Here is a 17,402-nt window from a genome sequence, read left to right on the forward strand (position 1 = left end):
AAATAAAAAACCGCTCAATTAGAGCGGTTTTTTAATCTATTATTTTATTTGTAAATATACTAAGCTATAGATTTAGCAAAACTCATCGTAAGCCTGTGCTAAGTTTTGAGCGATCATTTCAGCAGGTCTACCTTCAATATGGTGGCGTTCGATCATATGAACCAATTCACCGTCTTTGAACAATGCCATAGATGGAGAAGATGGAGGGAAAGGAACCATTAAGTTTCTTGCCGCATCAACAGCTTCTTTATCAACACCGGCGAATACCGTAACGGCATGATCAGGTTTTTTATCGTTCTGCAAGCTCATTTTAGCAGCAGGTCTTGCATTGGCTGCTGCACAACCACAAACAGAGTTTACTACAACTAAAGTTGTACCTTCTTTATTTATGGCATTTGTTACTGCATCTGCAGTATATAATTCTTCAAATCCGGCAGAGGCCAGATCATCTCTCATTGGTTTTACTAATTCCGCAGGGTACATATTCTTAATATTTTAATTAATTATTACAAAGATAATCAATTAGTCGCAGGGGAGCTTAAGACCTTAACTTTTCATTGGCCATACTTTCTATTGGTAATATTTTATCTTTGGCAAAATTGAGAATACGAAAATGATTAAATGGTTAGGGGCCGTAATTGGTTTTTCTTTTAGAGGTTTATCTGGAGCTATTTTGGGCTTCTTTGCCGGTAGTATTATAGATAGCTTTTTTGGACCTAGTAAAAGTAGTGCACGAAGTGTATTTGAAGACTATACAAGACCAAATGTTACTGCCGAGGATTTTGAACTGAATTTATTATCCTTATGTTCTATAGTTATAAAGGCAGACGGACAAGTGAGTCAGTCGGAAATGGAGTATGTTCGCCAGTATTTTGTGAGTACGTACGGTAAGGATAAGGCAAATGCTATTTTTAGAAGGTTCAATGAAATAAATAAAAAAGGGCAAATATCTCCGCAAAAGGTATCTGCATTTTTAGCACAACGTACGCGTTATGAGGTCAGGTTACAATTACTTCATTTTTTGTTTGGTATTGCACAATCGGATGGTAGCATAAGTAATCCCGAGATTGAAAAAATCAGGGAAATTGCTGGGTATCTTAGGGTTTCATTGAACGAATTTGAAAGTATTAAGGCCATGTTCGTAAAATCTGCGAACAACTCATATAAAATTCTTGATATACCAAAAACAGCTACCGATGCAGAGGTGAAAAAAGCGTATAGGAATATGGCGAAAAAATACCACCCAGATAGAGTGAATACTAAAGATGAAGCTATTAAAAAAGGGGCGGAAGAGAAGTTTAAGCAAGTGCAGGAAGCGTATGAAACCATACAAAAAGAACGCGGATTGAACTAGTTGGTATAATTTAATATTAGAGTTACAATGCAAGAGTTTTGGTTTTATATAGAATTAGGTTTACAACATGTATTGGATATCAATGCTTACGATCATATTCTTTTTTTGACCGCCTTGGCACTGCCATTTACTTTTAAAAGCTGGAAGAATGTGCTATTGTTGGCTACAGTTTTCACCATAACCCATTGTTTGGCATTGGTATTTTCGGTCTATGAGATTATGGTGATTGACGCTACATGGATTGAGTTTTTAATACCAGTAACCATTTTGGCAACAGCATTGTTCAATATTATAGATTTGAAGCTTCAAAAAGAAAACAGAACAATATGGTTTCATGTATTGGCAACAGGTTTTTTCGGACTAGTGCATGGCTTTGGTTTCTCCAATTATTTTAAAATTATGGTTATGGGAGAAGAGGAAAAATTGGCACCATTATTGGGTTTCGCCGGTGGCATTGAATTGTCTCAAGTTGTAATAGTTTTATTGGTACTGATCCTAGCTTATATTATTCAAATACTATTAAAGGTCAAGCAGCATATTTTTATAATGGTAGGCAGTATTGTTGTAATACTGATAACGATACCGTTGTTATATGAAACATTTCCTTTTTAGATTGTTAAAGTTTAGCCTACGATAATGACTTTACTGATCAAAGCAGGTAACTTAGGGTTATGTGCTTTTCTAAAGCTCACTGTTAATGAAGAAAGAAAAACAATTAAAATATGATAGGGCCTATTTGAGAATGGCCAAAGAATGGGGAAAATTATCGTCATGTATTAGAAAACAGGTAGGTGCAATTATCGTTAAGGATAGAATGATAATTTCTGATGGATATAACGGTACCCCAACTGGTTTTGAGAATTATTGTGAAGATGAAGATGGGTATACCAAGTGGTATGTTTTACATGCAGAAGCCAATGCTATTCTAAAAGTGGCAAGTTCAACACAATCTTGTCAAGGGGCTACTTTATACATCACGTTATCGCCTTGTAGAGAGTGTAGTAAATTAATACACCAGTCTGGCATTAAACGTGTAGTGTACCAAGTGGGTTATAAAGATGATTCCGGATTAAATTTTTTGGAGAAAGCCGGGGTTGAAATACAACACATGCCAGAAATAAATGTGACAAACTAACGTTAACACTAATGATGAATAAAAAATACAGTGCTCTATTTCCTTTAATTATCGCTTCTGCTCTTGCATTAGGGTTTTTTATTGGTGGAAAACTGAATTTTAATGACTCTCCAGAACGACTTTTCTCAACCAATTCTAAAAAAGACAAATTAAACAGGTTAATTGACTACATCGATTATGAATATGTAGATGATGTCAATACCGATAGTATTGTTGATGTTACCGTAAATAGTATTCTAGAAAAATTGGATCCTCATTCGGTTTATATTTCTGAAAAAGAAATGTCTAGTGTTGCAGATAACATGAAGGGCGATTTTGTGGGCATAGGTATCAATTTCTACTCTTATCATGATACCATTGCGGTAATTAAAACGGTAAAAGATGGTCCTAGTTATGTGAAGGGAATTTTACCTGGTGACCGTATATTAATGGCCGGTAAGGATACGCTTTATGGTAAGGATTTTCCAAGTGAGGTCATTGTAGATAAATTAAAGGGTAAAGAAGGCACCACGGTTGATTTAACCGTATATAGAAAGTCAGAAGACAAAACATTCAACGTCAAAGTAAAACGCGGTATAGTTCCCTTAAAAAGTGTAGATGCCTTTTATATGCTTACAAAAGATATTGGCTATATAAAGGTGAACCGTTTTGCGGAGTCAACCTACAAAGAGTTCAAAGAGGCTTTGGGAAGACTACAAAATCGGGGAGCCAAAAAATTGGTTCTGGATTTACGTGATAATCCCGGTGGTTATTTAGGTATGGCCGAAGAAATGGCAGATGAATTTTTAGAAGATGGTAAACTCATTTTATTTACTAAAAACAAAAAAGGTAAGATCAGTAAAAGTTTTGCAACCGATGAAGGTAGTTTCGAAGATAAGCCGATCTACGTTCTGATCAATGAAAGATCAGCCTCTGCCAGTGAAATTGTTGCTGGAGCATTACAGGATAATGACATAGGTACTATAGTTGGGCGTAGGTCTTTTGGTAAAGGTTTGGTACAGCGTGAAATGGCATTAGGCGATGGTTCGGCCGTTAGATTAACGGTTTCAAGATATTATACCCCTACAGGTAGAAGTATTCAAAAAACGTACGCTAATGGCACTAAAGATTACTATCAGCGTTTTACGGATAGGTATCATAGCGGTGAAATGATTTCCGTTGATAGTATAAAAGTGGCAGATTCATTAAAGTTCGTAACCCCTAAAGGAAAGGTAGTTTATGGCGGAGGTGGAATAATTCCTGATGTTTTTGTGCCTATTGGTACTAATGAAGAAGAGGCCGTTGACAGTATGGATAACTTAGGGTTTATTTCCTTTTTCGTATTCGAGCATTTAGATGAAGATCGTGAACGATATGCACAATATACCCAAGAAGAATTCGTAAACGATTTTAGGGTCGATGATATCCTTTTTGAGAAGTTTGTGGAATATTCGGTAGACAGAAACCTTAGAATGAATTTCTACGAACATGAGCAAAGCATCAAGTTATTCTTAAAGGCCAATATTGCAGAACAATTGTTCAATACAAACATACATGCCAAGATAAAGTCTGATGAGGACTTAATGCTGCAAAAAGTTTTGGAATTAGATGGTGGCGGTATAGAACAACAAGAATCTGGCGAAATTAAGACCTATAATTAGTCTTCGTTCATCTTGTCTTGAATCTTCTTACTGGTTACAAATACCAACAGTAGTACAACGGCACATAACGATGCCATTATGCCGATCAAGGCAATAGTACTGTTCTTCTCAAAAGGATCTGCAAAATTCACCAATGTTACGTTATAGGCGATTAAAGCAATTGCAATAACTATGAATATGATGGATAATGTCTTGCTCATAAATTTGTTTTTATAAAAATACAATCTTCTAACGGTCTAGAAAAGTTGATTTATATTGGCAGCGAATAATTTAACGGCTATGGCCATTAGTATAACCCCAAATACTTTTCTAATAACGTTCACCCCATTTTTTCCTAACATTTTTTCAATCTTGCCCGATGATTTCAAGACAATAAATACGAACACAATGTTGACGATTATAGCTACAATAATATTTTCTACGTAATATTCTGCCCTTAAGGAAAGTAAAGAGGTTAGTGTACCTGCACCTGCAATTAATGGAAAAGCTATGGGTACAACAGATGCACTTTCCGGTTCATCGTCTTTATAAAGGGTGATTCCCAATATCATTTCAATTGCTAAAAAGAAAATAATAAAAGCACCGGCCACGGCAAATGAATTTACATCTATGCCGATCAAGTTTAAGATTTCTTCGCCCAGAAACAAAAACGCTACCATTATCACAGCTGCTACTACAGAAGCTTTTTCAGATTGAATGTGGCCTACTTTCTTTCTTAGGCCTATGATAATCGGTATGCTTCCTAAAATATCTATTACGGCAAATAGAACCATACTGGCGGTAGCAATTTCCCTTAAATTAAAATGAAGATCCATCTTTCTAATTTTTTGCAAATTTACGTTTATAAACATGCACTTGGATCTTTATTTATAAAATATTCTAGGATTTATACTTTTTTAAAATATGTATCTTGCGCCCTTTAAACTACGCCATGTTTCAATTAGGAAAAACCATAGTATCCGAGGAAATAATAGAGAATGATTTTGTCTGCAATTTGAGTGCCTGCAAAGGTGGGTGTTGTGTAGATGGAGAGGCAGGTGCACCTGTAGATGATAACGAAACCGAAATTATGGTTGATATCTATGCCAAGGTTAAACCTTTTCTTAGACCGGAAGGAATATTGGTTATTGAAAAAGAAGGAGCTTTTGTAAAGGGCGAAGATGGTGAGTGGGAAACCCCTTTGGTAAACGGTAGCGAATGTGCTTACGTAATTTTTGATGATAAGAAAGTTGCCAAATGCGGTATTGAAGAGGCTTATAACCAAGGTGTAATTGATTGGAAAAAGCCGGTTTCTTGCCATCTGTACCCAGTAAGAGTTAGAGAGTACACAGAATTGACAGCGGTTAATTATCATAAGTGGCATATATGCGATCCTGCCTGTGCCTTAGGAGACGAATTGAAAGTGCCTATTTATAAGTTCGTTAAAGAAGCTTTAATTAGAAAATTTGGTGAAGCTTGGTATAAGGAGTTAGAAGAGGTGGCTGAAGACCATCTTAAATAGTTGGTATGTAGATGACAATTTGGGTGCCAACAGGGTTGGTTTCATCATCAAATTTGTCAATGATATCAACATGGAAATAATTCTCGTAATCTCGGGAAAAGTTGGCTAAACGTTCTTTGGTAATATCAATACCAACAGATTTTCTTTTAAGAACTTTGCTATCCTTTATTTTCTCAGCAGCGTCTCTGCCCACACCGTTATCGGTAATAACAATTTCTATAAAGCCGTTTTTTCCTCTTTTGACCTCTAAATCTATATTTTTAGCACCGTCTTTTGAAGATAATCCGTGCCATAAGGCATTCTCTAAAAATGGTTGAAGAATTAGAGAGGGAATTTTAATGTTGTGTACATCGATATCATCTTTAATATGAACGGTAAAATTGATTTCATTAGAAAATCTAATGTTTTCTATGTTCATGTAAAGTTCTACGGTTTCCAATTCCTCAGCTAATGAGATTTCACGCTGCGACGATGCTTCTAAAATCTTCCTTACTAATTTTGAAAACTTGTTTAAATAATGAACGGCATTCTTTTTCTCATTATTTATAATATATAATTTAATGGAATTTAGAGAGTTGAATAAAAAATGTGGATTCATTTGACTTCGTAACATACTTTGTTCCAAGGTCAATAATTTTTTGTCTGCATTCAGTTGGCTTTGACGGTAAAGAATGTATAAAATACCGATTAATAATATCAACGAGATACCAATGATAATCAACATGGTCTTGTTTTTCCTCAGCTTTAAACGAACAGATTCATTTTCTTCTGCCAGGCGTTCCAATTGATTTTCCCTCATTTCAGATTCGTATCGCAGAATCATATCATTAACATACCTTAAGTTTAGGGAGTTTGTAATGCGTTCTTCATATTTTTTAAAATCTTTATAATAACTCATCCCCTTTTGGTAATCATCTTTTTTGATCCAAAGTTCAGATAGAAATTTATTGGCCTCCGCTATTTCTGCATTTATGTTGTTAGATTTGGCCAGGGTCAACCCCGATTCTAGATTAGTCTGTGCCGCTGTGTAATCACCTAGGCGTATAAAAGCCCAACCAAGATTTATATAGATCGTGGTAATGATATTTTGGTCGTTGATAGCTTTAGCCTTAATTAAATTGGATTGTAGAATATCTATGGCTTCTTGTATTTTTCCTTGATGAACATATACATGGGCAATGTTATAGTTACACATTATTTTACCCTTGTTAGAATCTATAATCTCATAATAAACGAGTGATTTTCTAAAATTCGTTAATGCAGGGTCTAGTATGGCTTGTGCCTCATAACATTCGCCAACATTTTTATGGTTAATGGCCAACCCCAGTTTGTCATCCAACTCTTTTTCAAGAGACATGGATCTTTCATACTTTTCAATCGCTAGTTCATATTGTTCTAGCATTTGATAGGTTGCCCCAATGTTATTTAATGAGGCTATAATACTTCTTTTAAGAGCATCGCTAGGGTTGTTAACGGTTTCAGCTAGTTCAAGGGCATTTTGGCTGTAATCCAATGCAGATTTTACAGCATCTGTTCTAGAGTATACACTACTGATGTTATTAAGGCTATACACCCTAAATTCTATGCTATTGGCCTCTACCGATAAATGTAATGCTTGTTGGTATAATTCTAATGCTTGCGAATATAGTTCTTTGTCTCTGTAAATAGAACCTAGTTGATTTAAAGCATAAGCCTGACCTAGGCTATATTTTCTATTGACGGACTTTTCTTGAATATAGCGTAATTGTATACTGTCGTTCTTAAATGGATGTAGAAGACCATCGATCTCCTTAAAAGTTTTTGGGGTTACTATAAGAAGACTATCCAAATTTTCTTTTAACTCATTAGAGGTACCCTGAGCATAACCGTGTAAAGACAGTGCCAAAGCATAGAGAAAAAAGAAATGGAATTTGTACCTGAGTTTATGCACTATTGATTGAGAAAAAGCTTTGAAAAATTCTGTTAGGGGAAAGCCCTATAACATGTCTAAAAAATCTGATTTTTTTTGTCGGGAAACGGGTATTTTATGGTTCGATTTTAAGACTACATAACCATCTGTCTTTAAAAATTCCTTTATCTTATTAAGGTTGATGATATATGAATTATGAATCCTAAAAAAAGAATCGGAAGGTAATAATTCATTAACCTCCTTCAGTTTTTTGGTTAGCACTATTTTTTGACCATCGGTTAAAAAAATGGTACTATAATTACCATCAGATTCGGCATACAATATTTCATCACTCTCTAAAAATAGCAATTTACCGTCTGTATTTAGCGTAATTCGCTTGTGAACGGCTCTAGAGTTATAATTTAAAAGGGCCATTTCTAACTTTTCAACAGAAAAGTTCTTACTGTTAAACTTTTTGATCTTAACAATGGTTTCTTCCAGATCATCGGTATCGATCGGTTTTAAAAGATAATCTAAGGCTTGACTTTTAATAGCTTTTAGGGCATATTGATTGTAAGCGGTGGTTATTACAACAGGAAAATTTTTGTTGGTCAGTTTTCTAATAAATTGAAATCCGTCCATTGTGGGCATTTCTATATCTAAAAATAGGCAATCTGGCGTGTGTGTTTCTAAGTACGATAGTGCTTCGTTCGGATTTGTAAATGAAGCAATTACATTAATTTCATCACTAAAATTAGTGAGCTCCCACGTTAAGCTTTGTAGTGCTTTTATTTCATCATCAACAATTACAGCTTGTAGCATAATGTTAGGGTATCAAGTTAGAAAGTTATGAAAAATTAAGCGTTTGTGCAGTTTTCATATGCTAATTTGTATCAATGGATGAAATTTTAGTGTAATCGGTATATTTTGCGTTAAGGGTGTTAAACCTTTCTAAATCATATCAAAATGAAAGAAAAGACTTACATTTTATATTTTCAGTAAATCTTTTCAATTTTTCATGGTCCGTTTATACATAAAAGAGCACAGATTATACAAAATAGCTATAGGCTATTTAGCCTTAAAATTACCTTTAGCCTAGAGTTCAGTATATTATAAATGAAATAGAAATGAGAAGATGCGGTGTTATGTTGGCATTTTTTATTGTGATCTTGTGGATCGCATCTCATGTAATGGAAGATGAAGAATCTTTTAGTGGAAATATGGAAGTAGCTATTGAACAAAATTTAACTAAAGTGAATAGACCATAATTCAAAGTTTAACTAATGATCTTACAGAGTACTTTACGGTTTGTTGGTAAATCATTGAAATTGATTTGTTTTGGTATAGTTCCATTTATGTTGTTGGCCAGTGGGGCTAAAAGTGAAATAGGAAACGCAAGTTTAGAGAATGGCACTTGTAGTTTTAATATAGGTGGTAGTTCTAGTTTTCACATAGACGGTTCTGCATCTTTTAAAAGAATTACTGAGCTAGATAAGTTTGGTAATAAAGCAGATAAGTTGGTGTTGAGCTTCACAGATTGTGATGCCGGTAAAAAGCATAACCTTGAATTTATTATAGCTTCTGATTATAAGAAAACTAAGGGAGTGCCAACGGGTAAACATAAAATTAAGAATATTCACTGTTTGATCAATAGTTTTAACGGTGTTTATGGTTTTGCAGATTTAAAGGAGGTGAGTGAATTACCTTTCTTTATTAAATCTGGAGATATTATAATTACAGAGAGTATTTCTAATAAAGTAGATGGAAAATTAGAAGTACAATTAGAGAATGCAAACGGAGAATCTTTGAAAGTTCAAGGAGTCTTTAAAGCAGGTATAAAAGTTTAAAAATAGTACGGTTCTTTATAAGGTAGTGTATGTTGCCTTATATCTAATGTTTGAGCGCCAAATAGTATTAATACGTTTAGTCGTATGATTACATTCTAAGAAAAGGTTTCGGGGGAACTACCTTTATTAGTCTTGGTGGGCATTTTTCATAATAGAAGCATTAGTGGGGCCGTACATTTTTTATTTCAGAAACTAACTTTCACCTTATTTCAAGCTTTCGCCAATAAACCATTTAGTATGATTTTTTATACTTTTTGGTTTAAAAAAAACATGTTTTAACTTTACCTAAAATTAACGCTGAGCCCTTATTTCGTTGAGGGTAGTGAACACTTAGAACGAGAGCACATTTCAACATGTTATGTTAAAAACTTTGTAAGGCAAATACCTAAACTAGCTTCATATTTTCAATACAATTTTGAATCTTTGTTAGTACCTTCATGAAAGAAGATTGTATTCTTTTTCACAACTAATTTTAAAAATTTAAATACTATGTCCGCAGCTTTAGAGCCTATTTTGGAGCCAAATGATGATCGTTTTGTTATTTTCCCTATTAAACATGATGACCTATGGGAATGGTATAAAAAATGTGAGGCTTGTTTTTGGACAGCAGAGGAAATTGATTTGCATGAAGACTTGAATGACTGGAATAATAAGTTGAATGATGATGAGCGCTATTTTATAAAACATATTCTTGCATTCTTTGCCGCTTCTGACGGAATAGTCAATGAAAACTTGGCCGAAAATTTTGTCAGTGAAGTTCAGTATGCAGAGGCAAAATTCTTTTACGGATTTCAGATTATGATGGAGAACATTCATTCTGAAACCTATTCTTTGCTGATTGATACTTATGTGAAAGATGAAAAGGAAAAAAATGTCCTTTTTAAAGCATTAGAAAATTTTCCTGCAATTAAGAAAAAAGCAGATTGGGCTTTAAACTGGATTGAATCTCCAAGTTTTGCCGAACGTTTAATCGCGTTCGCAGCAGTTGAAGGTATATTTTTCTCCGGAGCATTTTGTTCCATATTTTGGTTGAAAAAAAGAGGGTTAATGCCTGGTTTAACTTTTTCAAACGAGCTTATATCACGAGATGAAGGTATGCATTGCGATTATGCCGTTCACTTGCATAACAAACACTTAATGAATAAAGTGCCGAAAGAGCGTATAACAGAGATTCTAACCAATGCCCTAGACATAGAACGCGAGTTTATCACAGAATCATTACCGGTTAGTTTAATTGGTATGAACTCCAAATTAATGACCCAGTATTTAGAATTTGTAACCGATAGACTGTTGGTTGAATTAGAATGTGATAGGGTTTACAATGCTAGTAATCCATTTGACTTTATGGATATGATTTCATTACAAGGTAAGACCAATTTCTTTGAGAAACGTGTATCTGAATATCAGAAAGCTGGTGTTTTGAATAAAGATAAGGATGATGATTCCCAGAAAATCAGCTTCGACGCCGATTTCTAAACAATATACAGTACTAACATTCTTTATGCTAATCATTGGAATGTTGTGCCTTTATTTTAAATGTTAAATTTTTAACATTTAATAAATTTAAAATAGTAGTAACCTAAAATTTTTGTAGCCAATGTTCGTAGTTAAAAGAGATGGAAGAAAAGAAGTGGTCATGTTCGATAAGATCACTGCACGTGTACGTAAATTATGTTATGGTCTAAACGGTCTTGTTGATCCCCTTAAAGTTGCCATGAGAGTCATAGAAGGATTATATGATGGGGTAACAACCTCTGAATTGGATAATCTTGCGGCAGAGATAGCGGCAACCATGACAACTACTCACCCAGATTATGCAAAATTGGCTGCACGTATTTCTGTTTCCAACCTACATAAGAATACAAAAAAGTCGTTTTCTCAAACAATGAACGATTTATATACCTATGTAAACCCAAGAACGGGTAAAAAGGCTCCTTTACTATCGGACGAGGTTCATAAAGTAATTTCTGAAAACTCAGAGAGATTAGATTCTACGATTATATATAACAGGGATTTTAGCTACGACTATTTCGGTTTTAAAACATTAGAGCGTTCTTATTTATTAAAAATTAATGGAAAGATCGCTGAGCGTCCTCAACATATGTTAATGCGTGTATCTGTTGGTATACATTTAAATGATTTAGATGCTGCTATTGAGACATATGAACTTATGTCTAAAAAGTATTTTACCCACGCTACACCAACATTGTTCAATTCTGGTACTCCAAAACCTCAAATGTCCTCATGTTTTCTTTTGGCTATGAAAGATGACAGTATAGAGGGTATTTACGATACATTAAAACAAACCGCTAAAATTTCACAATCGGCAGGTGGTATCGGTTTGTCTATACATAATATTAGAGCTACAGGATCTTATATAGCAGGTACCAACGGTACTTCAAATGGTATTGTGCCAATGCTGCAAGTTTTTAATGATACGGCAAGGTATGTAGATCAAGGTGGCGGTAAACGAAAAGGTAGTTTTGCTATCTATTTAGAACCTTGGCATGCCGATATTTTTGAGTTTTTGGATCTTAAAAAGAATCATGGTAAAGAAGAAATGCGTGCAAGGGATTTGTTTTATGCCATGTGGATTTCAGATTTGTTCATGAGAAGGGTCGAAGCTAATGAAGATTGGACCTTAATGTGCCCAAATGAATGTCCTGATCTTTATAATAGACATAGTGATGAGTTTGAAAAGCTTTATCTTAAATATGAAGCCGAAGGTAAAGGCAGAAAAACAGTTAAGGCTCGTGAGCTTTGGGAAAAAATACTAGAATCTCAAATAGAGACAGGTACACCATATATGCTATACAAAGATGCGGCCAACCGCAAGAGCAATCAACAAAACCTAGGTACTATTCGCTCATCTAATCTTTGTACCGAGATAATGGAATATACTGCACCAGATGAGGTTGCTGTCTGTAATTTGGCGTCTATTGCATTGCCAATGTTCGTTAAAAATGGTGAATTTGATCATAAAGAATTGTTCAAGGTAACAAAAAGGGTAACCAAAAACTTGAACAAGGTTATCGATAGAAATTATTATCCGGTCAAAGAGGCCGAAAACTCCAATATGCGTCATAGACCTGTTGGTTTGGGAGTTCAAGGTTTAGCAGATGCTTTTATAATGTTACGCTTACCATTTACCAGTGATGCCGCTAAAAAACTAAATCAAGAGATTTTTGAAACCTTGTATTTTGCTGCGGTGACTGCTTCTATGGAAATGGCAAAAGAAGAAGGTCCATACTCTACTTTTGAAGGTTCGCCAATGGCGAATGGTGAGTTTCAATATAATATGTGGGGTATAAAGGATGATGAATTATCTGGAAGATGGGATTGGGCCAAGCTTCGTAAAGAAGTACAGTCTAACGGAGTTAGAAATTCTCTCTTGGTAGCACCTATGCCTACTGCTTCAACTTCACAAATTCTAGGTAACAATGAGTGTTTTGAACCATATACCTCTAATATTTATACAAGACGTGTATTGTCTGGAGAGTTTATAGTTGTCAACAAGCATCTTTTAGAAGATTTAGTGGAGTTGGGTATGTGGAACGAAAGTATGAAACAAGAGCTAATGAGGGCTAATGGGTCTATACAGCATATAGAAACTATTCCGCAAGACATTAGAGACCTTTATAAAACCGTTTGGGAACTTAGTATGAAAGACATTATTGATATGTCTAGACAAAGAGGTTATTTTATTGATCAAAGTCAATCATTGAATTTGTTCATGGAAAACGCCAACTATTCTAAACTGACCTCAATGCACTTTTATGCATGGAAGAGTGGTTTAAAAACAGGAATGTATTACCTACGTACCAAAGCAGCTGTAGATGCAATCAAGTTTACCTTAGATAATAGCAAGAAAAAAGTAGTTGCTACCGATGAGGTTAAGAAAACCGAAGTAGTTACAGCTATAGATAGTGAAGTTGTGATCACTGAATCTGCAGTTTCTAAAGTGGCGCCTCAGGCAGAATTAGATGTTGAACCGCTATCTCCGCAAGAGATGAAAGAAATGATCGCTAGGGCTAAAGAAGGGCAAGCAGATGATGATTGTTTAATGTGTGGCTCTTAATCATTCGAAATTTTAAAATTAACCATAAAAAAGACCCCACAAAATGGGGTCTTTTTTACATATGGCTAAGCCAGAGGTTAAGTAAGGGGACTTTTATTTATCGTTCGTGATATATGGCTTTAAAACCGTTGTAAATAACAAGGCAGCTGCATATATCATCAATATTGTGATGTAATTTTCCATAACTTAAGTATTAGGGTATAAGTTATATACGCAGTAAAATTCAATTTGGATTACGGAAATTTAATGGTATCGTTAAAAAGACCATGAAATGTCAATTTTACGGCACTTTTGAAGTTGAACCACTTGTAGGTTAGTTTCATTTGAAATAGTTCAAATGAATTTGATTTTATCTTCTTATAAATATAAAAGGATAATTTTGAGGCCAGTAGAAGACCGGCATAGACGAGTAATGTTAGTAGGTATTGGGACATATACAAAATAACGAATAAGTAAGTTAATTCTTACATTTCGAATATGCATTTCATCGAAAAAATAGAAGCTATTCGATGAAATGCATTTTACATTCTTTTGTTATGCCATTTAAATAGGGGGAGATGTTGGTCTTAACTATAAAAAGTCATCTACCTTTTTATACGCTTCAATTACTGCCAATTCCCCTTCTTTACCGTCTCTAGAATTACCATGTTCCATACCAAGAATGCCATTGTACCCTTGTTCATGAATCCATTTAAATACATTATGGTAATTTATTTCTCCGGTAGTAGGTTCTTTTCTGCCAGGGTTATCGCCTATTTGAATGTATGCAATTTCAGACCACGAAGCTTCCATATTCGGTATTAGGTTACCTTCTTGTATTTGCTGATGATATATGTCAAATAAAATTTTACATGAAGGCGAATTGACCGCTCTACAGATTTCAAAAGCTTGTGGAGAATCGGTTAAAAATAATCCGGGATGATTTCTTAAGTTCAAAGGCTCTAACACCATTGTGATTTTATGCGGCTCCAATAAAGCTGCTGCTTGCCTTAGGCTTTCTACAACATTTGCAGTTTGGTAGCCCATTCTTAGTTTCAGGTCAACATGACCGGGTACAACAGTGATCCATTTGGCATTAACGCGTTTGGCAACTTCTATCGAATTTTTAATATCATTTAAAAATTCTTCTCTTTTTACCTGGTCTCCAGATGCCAAATTAGGCGTTTTCCAATGTATCTCATGAGCGACAAAAACTCCCATTTCCAGACCACGTTCCTTCATGGTCTTTGCCATTTTTTCTTGTTGTTCTACTGGGCGTTTTCGCATTTCATTATCTTCAAATGCAGTATAACCTTGGTCGGCCATAAAGTTCAATTGATCAATAGGGTCTTCGCCAGCAAGATGTTTAAACATACCTAAATGTGGCGCATACTTAAGGTTGTATGTATGAGCCTTTGATTTTGAGTTTAAGGTATTTGCATATGATAAGGTATTTCCTATTGAAATTGCACCTGTAGTCAATGCAGTTTTTTGAATGAAACTTCGTCTTTTCATGAGTGGTTTTTTTAAAGTAAAAAGCCAAGAGCTATAAAAAATATATACTCTTGGCTTTTTACAATTAGAATGTTATTTAGTTATAAGGACCATGCCTTACCAGCTGTAAGTTCTTGCATATCTCCACATGCTATGTACTCACCAGGCACAGGCAAATAAGCCAATACTTCTTCGCCAACATATTCAGAAGCTTTATAGCCCCATATAGTCATACCTCTTAAGTTATTGGCAAATGCAAATCTTGATATTTCATCATCTATTTCTGCAGTAGTGCCTTCAGAGATTGCTTTAGTGTAGCTATTTATGGTCTCGAACATTTCTGCTTGCTGCTCTTTAGTATACTTTAAAGAACTAGCTAAAACAGGTTCAAGGTCTTCGGTAGTTAAATCTTCAGCTTTTTCCTTACCAGAATCTGCCAATGCTTTATCTATAAATTTATTCATCGACATTTTAAGGAAATCTTGTTGTTCTTTTTCCATTACGTCTTGTGCAAATTTGTCGATAAAAACATCTACCTGTACTTCGGAAGCAGAAGGTGTATCGGTTTTAGGTAAAATAATATCTACTAACTTAGTTAATACGTTTCCTTCGGTTTGAGCTAGAAACTCAGGTGTCCAAGTTACCGCTGGTTCACTTTTACAACTTTGTACGATCGATAATAAAGTTGGGGTGGCCACCATATATCCAAGTGACATCCCCATATTTTTTAATACGCGTCTTCTATCCATTATATGTTTCCTTTTTTAAGTTCTTGAACTGCATGGTTTGCAGCTCTGGCCGTAAAGGCCATATAGGTTAGGGAAGGGTTTACGCAACTTGCCGAGGTCATAAAAGACCCGTCTGTTACATAAACATTCGGTACATCATGAAGTTGGTTATTACCGTTAAGAACAGATGTTTTTCTGTCTCTACCCATACGGGCGGTACCCATTTCGTGAATACCTAAGCCTAAGGCACTTTCATTATCATACCCTTTAACATCTCTTAATCCTGCTTTTTCAAGCATTTCTACAGCAGATTCAAGCATATCTTTTCTCATTTTTAGCTCGTTCTCCTGTAGTTCAGCATCAAAAGTAACCGTAGGTAATCCCCAATCATCTAATTTATCATAATCTAGGGTAAATCTATTGTTCTCATAAGGTAGTACTTCTCCAAAGCCCATCATACCAAATGTCCATCCACCTGGTTTTAAAACAGCTTCTTTTAAATCTTTACCGTATGATAGCTCGGCAATGGTTTCTTCCCAGTTACCTCTAGAAGCTCCACCTTGGTAGCCAAATCCTCTTTTATAATCTCTGTCAGAATCACCACCTAAATTTCTAAATCTTGGAATATAGATACCACTTGGTTTTCTTCCTTTGTAATATTTATCATCAAAACCATCAAATTTACCCGATGCACCAACTTGCAATTGGTGGTCCATTATGTTACGGCCCAATTGATCAGATGCATTACCCATACCGTTAGGGAATGTATCAGATTTAGATTGCATTAGTATAGATGTAGAAGCAATAGCAGAGGCACATAAGAAAATTACCTTAGCCTTGAACTCAAAAGTTTCTTTCGTATTTGCATCAATCACTTTTACGCCTGTTGCTTTCTTTGTATCTGGATCGTACATTACTTCATGTACAATAGAGTCTGGTCTTAATGTCATATTACCAGTAGCTTCCGCTGCCGGTAAGGTTGATGATAAACTACTGAAGTAAGCCCCAAAAGGACACCCTCTAATACATCTATTTCTAAATTGACATTTACTTCTGCCGTCAAATTGTTTGGTACCTGTAATGTGTGCAGTTCTACCCGCTGTTACCACACGACCGTCGAAATTCTCTGCAACTTTTTCCCTAAACTCTTGTTCAACACAGTTAAGTTCCATCATTGGTAAAAACTTTCCATCGGGTAATTGTTCTAGACCCAAGTTCTCACCACTTACACCTATATACTCCTCTACCTTATCGTACCAAGGTGCTATATCTTTATATCGTACTGGCCAATCTACGGCAATACCTTCTTTTTTATTTGCCTCAAAATCAATATCGCTTAAACGGTAACTTTGACGCCCCCATTGTAAAGAACGACCACCTAAATGGTAGCCTCTCATCCAATCAAATCGTTTGGTTTCGTTATACGGGTGTTTAAGGTCATTAACGAACCACATATGGCTAGCTTGATTTGTAGTGTAGCCGGTTCTGTTCTGTTTGGGTTGTTGGGCTATGATTTCCTTGGTAGGTTGCCCTGCATTTGGAAAATCCCACGGATCCATATTTGCTGTCTCGTAATCTTCAATATGTTTTACCATACGACCACGTTCTAAAACCAGTGTTTTAAGACCGGCCTCGCATAATTCTTTCGCGGCCCAACCACCACTAATTCCGGTTCCTACAACTATAGCGTCATAGGACTCCTGCTCTTCATTGTAATAAAATTTGCTCATAAAAGTTGTTTAATCTCTAAATTTATTA

17 protein-coding genes are annotated in these 17,402 nt (G+C 35.2%); 9 read left to right on the plus strand and 8 right to left on the minus strand.

The annotated features are described in order from the left end of the window. Positions 1-72: 72 nt before the first annotated feature. A complete protein-coding gene (locus EXIGUO8A_RS08125) occupies positions 73-483 on the minus strand; it encodes a BrxA/BrxB family bacilliredoxin (protein ID WP_116771936.1) in 411 nt (136 codons plus the stop codon). A 130-nt stretch (positions 484-613) separates the two neighbouring features. Here EXIGUO8A_RS08125 and EXIGUO8A_RS08130 point away from each other — a divergent pair, with 130 nt between their 5' ends. From EXIGUO8A_RS08130 to EXIGUO8A_RS08145, 4 genes are all read left to right on the plus strand, one after another. Then, positions 614-1,354 carry a TerB family tellurite resistance protein gene (locus EXIGUO8A_RS08130; RefSeq protein ID WP_159302723.1) on the plus strand — a complete coding sequence of 247 codons (741 nt, stop codon included), beginning with the start codon at positions 614-616 and terminating at the stop codon, positions 1,352-1,354. A 27-nt stretch (positions 1,355-1,381) separates the two neighbouring features. After that, on the plus strand, positions 1,382-1,966 hold the full coding sequence (locus EXIGUO8A_RS08135; RefSeq protein WP_159302724.1) for a HupE/UreJ family protein: 585 nt from the start codon (positions 1,382-1,384) through the stop codon (positions 1,964-1,966). Between the two features lie 85 nt (positions 1,967-2,051). After that, positions 2,052-2,489 (plus strand): deoxycytidylate deaminase, encoded by a 438-nt coding sequence (locus EXIGUO8A_RS08140; RefSeq protein WP_159302725.1) that lies wholly within the window; start codon positions 2,052-2,054, stop codon positions 2,487-2,489. A gap of 14 nt (positions 2,490-2,503) precedes the next feature. Next, complete coding sequence (locus tag EXIGUO8A_RS08145) at positions 2,504-4,129, plus strand: S41 family peptidase (protein ID WP_116771981.1); 1,626 nt, start codon at positions 2,504-2,506, stop codon at positions 4,127-4,129. On the opposite strand, the gene EXIGUO8A_RS08150 is transcribed toward EXIGUO8A_RS08145, so the two are convergent. Continuing rightward, a complete protein-coding gene (locus tag EXIGUO8A_RS08150; protein ID WP_116771932.1) occupies positions 4,126-4,329 on the minus strand; it encodes a hypothetical protein in 204 nt (67 codons plus the stop codon). The two genes, EXIGUO8A_RS08145 and EXIGUO8A_RS08150, sit on opposite strands and share 4 nt — an antisense overlap. Before the next feature lie 36 nt (positions 4,330-4,365). Beyond that, positions 4,366-4,944 (minus strand): MarC family protein, encoded by a 579-nt coding sequence (locus EXIGUO8A_RS08155; RefSeq protein WP_116771980.1) that lies wholly within the window; start codon positions 4,942-4,944, stop codon positions 4,366-4,368. 116 nt (positions 4,945-5,060) lie between these two features. Between EXIGUO8A_RS08155 and EXIGUO8A_RS08160 the strand changes: the two genes are divergently transcribed. Then, entirely contained in the window at positions 5,061-5,630 is a 570-nt protein-coding gene (locus EXIGUO8A_RS08160; RefSeq protein WP_159304418.1) for a DUF3109 family protein, read from the plus strand. On the opposite strand, the gene EXIGUO8A_RS08165 is transcribed toward EXIGUO8A_RS08160, so the two are convergent. Beyond that, positions 5,623-7,515, minus strand: a complete 1,893-nt coding sequence (locus EXIGUO8A_RS08165) for a tetratricopeptide repeat-containing sensor histidine kinase (protein WP_159302726.1) — start codon at positions 7,513-7,515, stop codon at positions 5,623-5,625. The two genes, EXIGUO8A_RS08160 and EXIGUO8A_RS08165, sit on opposite strands and share 8 nt — an antisense overlap. Positions 7,516-7,605: 90 nt before the next feature. Next, a complete protein-coding gene (locus tag EXIGUO8A_RS08170) occupies positions 7,606-8,340 on the minus strand; it encodes a LytR/AlgR family response regulator transcription factor (RefSeq protein ID WP_116771930.1) in 735 nt (244 codons plus the stop codon). Between the two features lie 305 nt (positions 8,341-8,645). Between EXIGUO8A_RS08170 and EXIGUO8A_RS08175 the strand changes: the two genes are divergently transcribed. The 4 genes from EXIGUO8A_RS08175 to EXIGUO8A_RS08190 all read left to right on the plus strand — a co-directional run bounded on the left by EXIGUO8A_RS08175 (position 8,646) and on the right by EXIGUO8A_RS08190 (position 13,443). Next, a complete protein-coding gene (locus EXIGUO8A_RS08175; RefSeq protein ID WP_159302727.1) occupies positions 8,646-8,786 on the plus strand; it encodes a hypothetical protein in 141 nt (46 codons plus the stop codon). A gap of 15 nt (positions 8,787-8,801) precedes the next feature. Beyond that, positions 8,802-9,365, plus strand: a complete 564-nt coding sequence (locus EXIGUO8A_RS08180; RefSeq protein WP_116771929.1) for a hypothetical protein — start codon at positions 8,802-8,804, stop codon at positions 9,363-9,365. A gap of 489 nt (positions 9,366-9,854) precedes the next feature. Next, positions 9,855-10,841 (plus strand): ribonucleotide-diphosphate reductase subunit beta, encoded by a 987-nt coding sequence (locus tag EXIGUO8A_RS08185; protein WP_159302728.1) that lies wholly within the window; start codon positions 9,855-9,857, stop codon positions 10,839-10,841. A 121-nt stretch (positions 10,842-10,962) separates the two neighbouring features. Further along, positions 10,963-13,443 carry a ribonucleoside-diphosphate reductase subunit alpha gene (locus tag EXIGUO8A_RS08190; protein WP_159302729.1) on the plus strand — a complete coding sequence of 827 codons (2,481 nt, stop codon included), beginning with the start codon at positions 10,963-10,965 and terminating at the stop codon, positions 13,441-13,443. Positions 13,444-14,013: 570 nt separating this feature from the next. Here the strand turns inward: EXIGUO8A_RS08190 and EXIGUO8A_RS08195 are convergent. The 3 genes from EXIGUO8A_RS08195 to EXIGUO8A_RS08205 form a co-directional block, all read right to left on the minus strand. Continuing rightward, positions 14,014-14,937: a hydroxypyruvate isomerase family protein gene (locus EXIGUO8A_RS08195; protein WP_159302730.1), complete on the minus strand. Its 924-nt coding sequence runs from the start codon at positions 14,935-14,937 to the stop codon at positions 14,014-14,016. Positions 14,938-15,017: 80 nt separating this feature from the next. After that, positions 15,018-15,665 (minus strand): gluconate 2-dehydrogenase subunit 3 family protein, encoded by a 648-nt coding sequence (locus tag EXIGUO8A_RS08200; protein WP_159302731.1) that lies wholly within the window; start codon positions 15,663-15,665, stop codon positions 15,018-15,020. After that, positions 15,665-17,374, minus strand: a complete 1,710-nt coding sequence (locus tag EXIGUO8A_RS08205) for a GMC oxidoreductase (RefSeq protein ID WP_116771924.1) — start codon at positions 17,372-17,374, stop codon at positions 15,665-15,667. The genes EXIGUO8A_RS08200 and EXIGUO8A_RS08205 overlap by 1 nt, the downstream gene beginning before the upstream one ends. Between the last annotated feature and the right edge of the window lie 28 nt (positions 17,375-17,402).

Source organism: Maribacter litoralis, assembly GCF_902506355.1.
Lineage (GTDB): Bacteria > Bacteroidota > Bacteroidia > Flavobacteriales > Flavobacteriaceae > Maribacter > Maribacter litoralis.

Bases quoted from the DNA above. Each gene is read 5' to 3' on its own strand.
- EXIGUO8A_RS08125 (WP_116771936.1), bottom strand. From the start codon at position 483: ATGTACCCTGCGGAATTAGTAAAACCAATGAGAGATGATCTGGCCTCT.
- EXIGUO8A_RS08130 (WP_159302723.1), top strand. From the start codon at position 614: ATGATTAAATGGTTAGGGGCCGTAATTGGTTTTTCTTTTAGAGGTTTA.
- EXIGUO8A_RS08135 (WP_159302724.1), top strand. From the start codon at position 1,382: ATGCAAGAGTTTTGGTTTTATATAGAATTAGGTTTACAACATGTATTG.
- EXIGUO8A_RS08140 (WP_159302725.1), top strand. From the start codon at position 2,052: ATGAAGAAAGAAAAACAATTAAAATATGATAGGGCCTATTTGAGAATG.
- EXIGUO8A_RS08145 (WP_116771981.1), top strand. From the start codon at position 2,504: ATGAATAAAAAATACAGTGCTCTATTTCCTTTAATTATCGCTTCTGCT.
- EXIGUO8A_RS08150 (WP_116771932.1), bottom strand. From the start codon at position 4,329: ATGAGCAAGACATTATCCATCATATTCATAGTTATTGCAATTGCTTTA.
- EXIGUO8A_RS08155 (WP_116771980.1), bottom strand. From the start codon at position 4,944: ATGGATCTTCATTTTAATTTAAGGGAAATTGCTACCGCCAGTATGGTT.
- EXIGUO8A_RS08160 (WP_159304418.1), top strand. From the start codon at position 5,061: ATGTTTCAATTAGGAAAAACCATAGTATCCGAGGAAATAATAGAGAAT.
- EXIGUO8A_RS08170 (WP_116771930.1), bottom strand. From the start codon at position 8,340: ATGCTACAAGCTGTAATTGTTGATGATGAAATAAAAGCACTACAAAGC.
- EXIGUO8A_RS08175 (WP_159302727.1), top strand. From the start codon at position 8,646: ATGAGAAGATGCGGTGTTATGTTGGCATTTTTTATTGTGATCTTGTGG.
- EXIGUO8A_RS08180 (WP_116771929.1), top strand. From the start codon at position 8,802: ATGATCTTACAGAGTACTTTACGGTTTGTTGGTAAATCATTGAAATTG.
- EXIGUO8A_RS08185 (WP_159302728.1), top strand. From the start codon at position 9,855: ATGTCCGCAGCTTTAGAGCCTATTTTGGAGCCAAATGATGATCGTTTT.
- EXIGUO8A_RS08190 (WP_159302729.1), top strand. From the start codon at position 10,963: ATGTTCGTAGTTAAAAGAGATGGAAGAAAAGAAGTGGTCATGTTCGAT.
- EXIGUO8A_RS08195 (WP_159302730.1), bottom strand. From the start codon at position 14,937: ATGAAAAGACGAAGTTTCATTCAAAAAACTGCATTGACTACAGGTGCA.
- EXIGUO8A_RS08200 (WP_159302731.1), bottom strand. From the start codon at position 15,665: ATGGATAGAAGACGCGTATTAAAAAATATGGGGATGTCACTTGGATAT.
- EXIGUO8A_RS08205 (WP_116771924.1), bottom strand. From the start codon at position 17,374: ATGAGCAAATTTTATTACAATGAAGAGCAGGAGTCCTATGACGCTATA.